We start from the raw sequence: 6,783 nt of genomic DNA on the forward strand, positions 1-6,783 counted from the left end.
TCCTCAAAACTGGAAACAAAAATGACCTTAAAACTCTCCATCAAGACAGCGATCTTCGGGATCGTTATCTTAGCAACGGCGGTGATGGCTGCGCTGATCGGCATCTCTCGCTATACCGACATGCTGCGCGCCGAAATCGAGGCGGATGTCACCGCCATCGAAGACTTCTCGCGCCATCTGAGCTTTGTGGAAGCCGAATTTCAAAATGCCCGCCTCATCGAGATGAGCTTTCGCCTGCGGCCGAGCGATGAAAAACTCGCAGCACATGCCGCTGCCATGGCAAAGTTGAAAACCGATCTGGCCGCAGTTCAGGCAGAGGGGGCCGAACTGGCGAAAATGGGGCTCGATCAGGCAGAGCTGACGGCCTTTGCCGGGGCAATCGCTGCCTATGAGGAAGGGTTCGCTGCTGCGGTTGCCAGCCGCAAACAGCTTGGATTTGATGAAACGACCGGCCTGCAGGGGAACCTGCGCAGCTCTGTTCAGGGGATCGAAAAGGCGCTCGAGGGGAGCGAAGCGCTGGAGATGCAGGTCAAGATGCTGATGATGCGCCGCCATGAGAAAGATTTCATCATGCGTCGCACCGCGAAATATGTGGACCGGCTCAATGCACGTGTGGAGGAGTTTCGTGCATTTCCCGGATCTTACTACAAGAACATCTCGCAGCGTGCCCGCATCGGCAGCCTGCTGACAGCCTATCAGAACGCCTTTAACGCCTATGCCGAAGAGGTTGCCCGCAACGAGGTGCAATACGCCAATCTCGAAGAGATCGAAGCGACAACCATGCCGCTGCTGGCCGCCCTGGACGCCCAGAGCGAAGCGCGACTGAATGCGATCCACGCAGAGGCGAAGACCGCTATCGCAAAGGCCAATTCCAACGCCCAGCTGGCTGGTTCCGGCGGATTGGGGCTGTTCGTGGTTGTGGCCTTCCTGCTGGCCTTTGGCATCGCACGGCCCCTGCAAAGGGTGAACATCGTTCTGCAGAAGATCATGAAGGGAGATTTCTCTACCTCGGCGCCGAAATCCCGCCTAAAAGAGGTTCATGGCATCGCAACTGTGGTCGAAGAGCTGCGCGCCGACAATGAAGTCAAGGACCGTCTTACCCGCGAGATCGGCGAGGTCATTCAGGCCTGCGCGGATGGGGATTTCTCCAAACGCCTGCAGGTTGGCTCTGCCTCCGGCTCATTTGCGGAGCTAGGGCGCGGTGTCAATTCCATCGGTGAGGCCGCAGAAACCGGGCTGGGCGATATCCGCCGCGTCCTGGAACAGCTGGCTGCCGGGGATCTGACCCATCGCATGGCTGAAGGTCAGCGTGGCGTTTTTGGCGAGATTGCACAGACTGTCGACAATCTGACCGACAATCTGCGCGCCATCGTCGGCCAGCTGTCGCAGTCCAGCACGGTGTTGAACTCCACCGCCGAAGAGATCGCGGCGGCGGCGGCGGATGCCTCCAAACGGGGGGAGATTTCGGCCGGATCACTGGAGGAAACTGCGGCGGCGCTGCAGACGCTGGATGACACTGTGCGCGGCACCGCAAGCGGTGCCTCTGCTGCCAAGGACATCGTACGCGAGGCCCATGCCAAGGCCCGCACAACGTCGGATCTGGCAGAGCAGACCGCACAGGCCATGCGACGGATCGAAGATTCCTCTGGCGCCATTGCCAAGATCACCGACCTGATCGAGGATCTGGCGTTCCAGACCAACCTCCTTGCGCTGAATGCCGGGGTGGAAGCCGCACGTGCAGGTGAGGCGGGTCGTGGATTTGCAGTGGTCGCCAGCGAAGTTCGCGGCCTTGCCCAGCGATCAGCCGACGCCGTGCAGGAGATCAACACCCTGATCCAGGTCAGCGGCGACGAGGTTGCACAGGGCGTGCAGCTGGTTGGCAGAACCGGCGAAGCGCTGAACTCCATCCAGTCCTCTGTCGAGGAGGTGGTGGACAAGGTGAACGAAATCGCCGCCAACACCGTGGAGCAGTCGAACGGTCTGTCCGAAGTGAATGGCGCGATGGTCAGCCTGGATCAGAATGCGCAGAAAAACTCTGCCATGCTGGAGCAGACCGCCGCCGCAGGCCAGATGCTGCGCGACGAAGCCCGCACCTTGGTGGACGTGGTATCGGGCTTTACCTTGGAACGCCCGGCCGGAGCCGCTGCCTGGGAGACCGAGCAAAGCCACAGTGCACATGGCTGGTCCGATGACGCGGGCTGGGATGACCTGGCCGCCCTGCCCCGCAGCGCGTGACCTGTCGCACATCCTGATTTGGCCGGTGAAATTCTGCCTGGTGAAATCCTGGCCGGTGAAATCCGGTGTGTGACACTGACTCGTGAAAGATCTGCATGAGCCTCGGCTCTGCCGCCGCAAAGCCTGCGCTGTCCCCCAGCGCAGGCTTTCGCCGGTTATCCACAGAAAACACGCATTGGACGTGTTGCCAGCACTATGACAACTGATAAGCGTGCCCTATAGTCCTCGTATCCCGATACTTCCGGGGCGGGATTGGAGCGGCCTGCGCCCATTCTGGGAGGTTTTACCCGCAGGCCGCTCGACATCTTCGTGCATTTCTGTCACGGCCAAAGGGATCATCAGCGGCGCTGTCGCACACAGCGATGCGAGCCCCCCTCCTGTCCTGACAGCCGACCCTGTAAGCCCAGCCTGTGAGCCCACAGCCGGCCCGACCCTTCATGCCCCCCCTGAAAGCGCGGCGATCAGAACTGATAGGGCACGATCTCATCTGCGGAGAGCGCATAGCCCACATCGGCCAGCTGCGTGGACAGGGACGAGACGCCGAACATGCCGGTGACATAGACTGGTTCAAACAGCCCGGCGGATTCATAGGGATCTTGGGTGGTCACGAACACCAGCTGATTGGCAGGTGGTGGCGGAACATGCACACAGGCGCCAACAAATGGAACCAGTAGAAACGCAGTGACGCCGCTGCCTTTGTATTCCAGCGGAACGATATAGCCGGGCAGACGCACAGTTTGACCGTTCCAGTCCGTGCGCACGCCGGTCGACGCAGGCTGCTGACTGACGCGGGAGGCCTCTTCATGCTGCAGCACGCCGCGCAGGACCTTGGGCAAACTGTCCACTGCATCCGGGCGCAGATCCTCCCAATTCAGGTCGATCACGTCATCCGCCATCGCCGGGCCTGCCAACATCGGGCTGGTCAACAGGAAAGGGCCTGCCAAAAGCCCCGTCAAAACAGATCGGCGATCAAGCGGTGTGCGGCTTACCATTCGTAGATTTCCATCTCCTCTGCGGTGATGGCATATCCTGTTTCCCCCAGCCATGTCGACTGCAACTGAGTGTGCATGACCCCCGTGACCCAGACCGGATCCCACAGCTCATCCCCCGGCCAAGGGGTTTGCGTGCTGACCATGACCAGCTGGTTTGCGGGCGGTGGCGGCGTATGAATGCAGGCGCCGACATAAGGCACAAGCATGAATTCCCGCACCCCATCCGCGGCGACGTTGAAGAGGATGATGAAGCCGGGCATCCGGATGCGCGCGCCATCCAGCGTCTCGTTCAGCTTGGTGGCGTTTTCGTCATAGACGGGAAACCAGGTGTCTGCGGCCTCATCCATCTCGCCTTCACCGATGATTTCCGAATAGGGCACGCCCGGCGGGATCAGATCGTCCCAGGTGATTTCGCGCGCAGCGCTCGCCCAGCCCTTTGCGGGGATCGTCGACACGGCCCCGATCAAACCCAGCGCCGAGCGGCGTGTCAGGGGCCTGTTGTTGGTCATTTGGCGGCTCCTTTGTCTTTGTGATCGTGTTTCTGGGTCGAATGCAAATTGCGCTGCGGGGCCTGCAAACATCGGGCGTGTCATGTCCTGACCATCATACCATCGGCCAGCGACAGCCGATACGCCCGGATCGCAGGCAGCGTGCTCACAATTGCGCCAGCACAGACCACCGCCCCCATCACCCAGAGTTCGCGCAGTGTCGGTGCCTCGATCGGCAGCCACAAGCCAAAAGCACTATCGACCATCGGTTGGGCGACAATCAGCCCGGCATAAAGCAGCCCAAGGCCAACCCCTGCGCCGCAAGCGGCCATAAGAACAGCCTCCAGCACCAAAAGAGCAAGGATAACCGCAGGCCGCGCCCCCATCGCCCGAAAGATCGCCATTTCGCGACGGCGTTCGTTCAGGCTTGAGAAAATCGTCGCCATCATCCCGATGAGCGCTGTCACCACCACCATCGCCGACACCGCCAGCAGGGCCGTTTCGGCAATGCCGACAATGCCCCACAGCTCTTGCAGGGCAACCCCCGGCAGGATCGCAAGCAGCGGCTCTTGGGGGTAGTCATTGATGGCGCGCTGCAACGCAAAAGTGCGCAGCGGGCTTTCAACGCCCAAAAGAACCGCCGTCACCGCCTTGGGCTGGAGGTCCATGCCGCGTAGAACCTCGGCCGACGTGGTTTGTCCGGGGATCTTGGCGCCGCTGCGCCAGTCGACGTGAATGGCCTCGATGGCTTCGAGGCTGACAATGACAGTGCGATCAACCGGCGTACCGGTCTTTTCAAGAATGCCTGCGACCCGAAACGGCTGATCCTTATGTTCTGCGAAGGATGCAAGCCCATGGGCCACGACGATCGGATCCCCCAGACGATAGCCTAGCGTCGCGGCCACATCCGCCCCGATCACCGTATCAAAAAGATCAGTCATCACGGCGCCATCGCGCAGGGCGAGCGCACGACCCTGCCGGTATCTGTAATGGTCAAAGAAGCCCGTGGTGGTGCCCATCACGCGAAACTGCCGGTGGCTGTCACCCAGCGAGATCGGGACGCTCCATTTCACCTCTGGTCGCGCTGCGATGTCCTGATAGCTCTCCCAGGTGATGTTGTTGGTGGCATTGCCGATCCGAAACACCGAATACAGCAACAGCTGCACCGCTCCCGATCTGGCGCCCACGATCAGATCGGTGCCAGAGATCGTGTCCGCAAAGCTCGCCTTGGCGCCAGTTCGGACCTTTTCCACACCCAGAAACAGCGCCACCGACAGGGCAATGGCAAGGATGGTCATGCCCACCGTCAGGGCGCGGGCAAAAAGCGACGCAATTGCAAGACGCAGGATCATGCGCCCCCCCTTTTGCTGTGGGCGATATCCTCCATTTGCAGCACACGGTCAAACCGCGCGGCCAGCCTGGGATCGTGGCTGACCATCAACAACGCGCTGCCACAGGCGCGGGCCTGTTCAAACAAAAGATCAAGAAACGCGGCCTGAGTTCCGGCATCCAAGGCCGATGTCGGCTCATCCGCGACCAGCAGCGGCGGCTCTCCAATCAGCGCGCGCGCCACCGCAACACGCTGTTGCTGCCCCACGCTGAGCGTCCCTGCACGGGCGGACAAAACCGCCTCTGGAAGGCCAAGCGCCCGACACAACATCAAGGCCCTGGCCCGCCCGTCTCCTGCCCGCCGCCGTCGATCTGGGGCAAAGCGCAGTGGCAACAGGATATTGTCAGCCACAGTGCCAAAAGGCAGCAGGTTGAACTGCTGAAAGATCACACCGATTTGCTCGGCCCTGAACCGGTCGCGCTGGCCACCGGACAGATCGGCCAAATCCGTGCCCGCCACGCGGACCGTGCCGCGGGTGGCGAGAAGTGTGCCGCAGATCAGCGGCAACAGGGTTGATTTGCCAGAGCCGCTCTCTCCCAGCAGGAGGACCGTTTCGCCAGGCAGCAGTTGGAACCCGGGCACCTGCAGGGCAAATCCCGCGCGGCCCGGCCATTGAAACTCCAGCCCCTCTAGCGCCAGTACCGGTGCCGCCATGTCCGCAGATCCCCCGTCTGAGGCCCTCAGAACAGGCCATCCAACTGCACTTGCGGGGTGTCCCGCATCACCTCGAACGCCTGCGCGCCAGAGCGCGTGATGACCTGCAGCTCCAACTCGCGTGCGTTTTCAAAGGCAGTGAAATACGGGAACGCAAGAGAGGTCAATCCTGTCGGGTTCGTGCATGTCCACCTGTAGGCCGCATGGAATTCGGTATGCCCACCGGCCGTGTCATGATGCTCAGCATGGTGCGCCTCGTCGTGGTCTGCGTGGGCCGCTTCGCCGTGGTCAACGTGTTCATGGCTGTCATGGTCATGTGCGGCGTGGTCGTGGCTGTCATGTTCATGGTCGTCGTGCCCTTCGCTGGCGTTGTCGTGGCTGGCGTGGTCGTGGTTGGCGTGGTCGTGGTCGTCGTGGGCGGCATGTTCATCGCTCGCCGCCTCGGTGTCGCCAAGCAGATGGGCCACGGCCTCATCCATGCGGCATGCTGCGGCCGCTGGCAGGGCAATCAGATTGGCAGGATCCGCCAGCACAGCAAGCGCACGCTCAACAGTGGCGCGATCCGCCTCCGCCGTTGCGGCATGTTCAAATCCGACGATATCAGCACCGGGCACATTCAATTCAATCGCCAGAACATCGCCATCAATCGCCATATTCAGCAGGCCAACCCCATGTTCGTGGGTCCCCAGCTGTCGGCTCTCCTCTGCCAATGCCGGGGCTGCTGCCAGAAGCGCGATAAGAGAAAATGTGGTTTTCATCAGTCAAATCCTGCAAGGGCCAGAGAAAGGGGCAAGGACGCGTTATACAGCCACCCGCCCCGCACTGTGATATGTTATAAGATAACGCACGACAACCCCACCGCATGAGAAACCGACAACACTGGCCTAGATCCGCCACCCCGCTGCATGAGCCCCCCTTGCTTACGCAAATGTGACAGAGATGCCCCCAACCAACAGCGCAAGGGCCTTTTGTTGATTGTCACTGAGAACTGACCCGGTATTTTCACCGAGATTTGACCCACCCT

The 6,783-nt window shown here is 61.2% G+C and carries 6 protein-coding genes; 1 reads left to right on the forward strand and 5 read right to left on the reverse strand.

What is annotated here, in order from left to right:
* Positions 1 to 21: 21 nt before the first annotated feature.
* The gene (locus NIT7645_RS07680) at positions 22 to 2,235 is read left to right on the forward strand and encodes a methyl-accepting chemotaxis protein (protein WP_008562259.1); all 2,214 of its coding nucleotides are present in this window, start codon (positions 22 to 24) and stop codon (positions 2,233 to 2,235) included.
* Between the two features lie 461 nt (positions 2,236 to 2,696).
* On the opposite strand, the gene NIT7645_RS07685 is transcribed toward NIT7645_RS07680, so the two are convergent.
* From NIT7645_RS07685 to zrgA, 5 genes are all read right to left on the reverse strand, one after another.
* The gene (locus NIT7645_RS07685) at positions 2,697 to 3,227 is read right to left on the reverse strand and encodes a DUF3299 domain-containing protein (protein ID WP_050686424.1); all 531 of its coding nucleotides are present in this window, start codon (positions 3,225 to 3,227) and stop codon (positions 2,697 to 2,699) included.
* On the reverse strand, positions 3,221 to 3,736 hold the full coding sequence (locus NIT7645_RS07690; RefSeq protein WP_050686482.1) for a DUF3299 domain-containing protein: 516 nt from the start codon (positions 3,734 to 3,736) through the stop codon (positions 3,221 to 3,223). The genes NIT7645_RS07685 and NIT7645_RS07690 overlap by 7 nt, the downstream gene beginning before the upstream one ends.
* An 80-nt stretch (positions 3,737 to 3,816) precedes the next feature.
* Entirely contained in the window at positions 3,817 to 5,067 is a 1,251-nt protein-coding gene (locus NIT7645_RS07695; RefSeq protein ID WP_008559664.1) for an ABC transporter permease, read from the reverse strand.
* A complete protein-coding gene (locus tag NIT7645_RS07700; RefSeq protein WP_050686426.1) occupies positions 5,064 to 5,759 on the reverse strand; it encodes an ABC transporter ATP-binding protein in 696 nt (231 codons plus the stop codon). The genes NIT7645_RS07695 and NIT7645_RS07700 overlap by 4 nt, the downstream gene beginning before the upstream one ends.
* 26 nt (positions 5,760 to 5,785) lie before the next feature.
* On the reverse strand, positions 5,786 to 6,517 hold the full coding sequence (zrgA, locus tag NIT7645_RS07705; protein WP_050686428.1) for a zinc uptake protein ZrgA: 732 nt from the start codon (positions 6,515 to 6,517) through the stop codon (positions 5,786 to 5,788).
* Between the last annotated feature and the right edge of the window lie 266 nt (positions 6,518 to 6,783).

It is taken from the genome of Phaeobacter italicus (genome assembly GCF_001258055.1).
In the GTDB taxonomy this organism is placed as follows: domain Bacteria; phylum Pseudomonadota; class Alphaproteobacteria; order Rhodobacterales; family Rhodobacteraceae; genus Phaeobacter; species Phaeobacter italicus.

What these genes read in the sequence shown, in the direction of transcription:
- zrgA (WP_050686428.1), bottom strand. Translation starts at nt 6,517, where the DNA reads ATGAAAACCACATTTTCTCTTATCGCGCTTCTGGCAGCAGCCCCGGCA.
- NIT7645_RS07695 (WP_008559664.1), bottom strand. Translation starts at nt 5,067, where the DNA reads ATGATCCTGCGTCTTGCAATTGCGTCGCTTTTTGCCCGCGCCCTGACG.
- NIT7645_RS07700 (WP_050686426.1), bottom strand. Translation starts at nt 5,759, where the DNA reads ATGGCGGCACCGGTACTGGCGCTAGAGGGGCTGGAGTTTCAATGGCCG.
- NIT7645_RS07680 (WP_008562259.1), top strand. Translation starts at nt 22, where the DNA reads ATGACCTTAAAACTCTCCATCAAGACAGCGATCTTCGGGATCGTTATC.
- NIT7645_RS07690 (WP_050686482.1), bottom strand. Translation starts at nt 3,736, where the DNA reads ATGACCAACAACAGGCCCCTGACACGCCGCTCGGCGCTGGGTTTGATC.
- NIT7645_RS07685 (WP_050686424.1), bottom strand. Translation starts at nt 3,227, where the DNA reads ATGGTAAGCCGCACACCGCTTGATCGCCGATCTGTTTTGACGGGGCTT.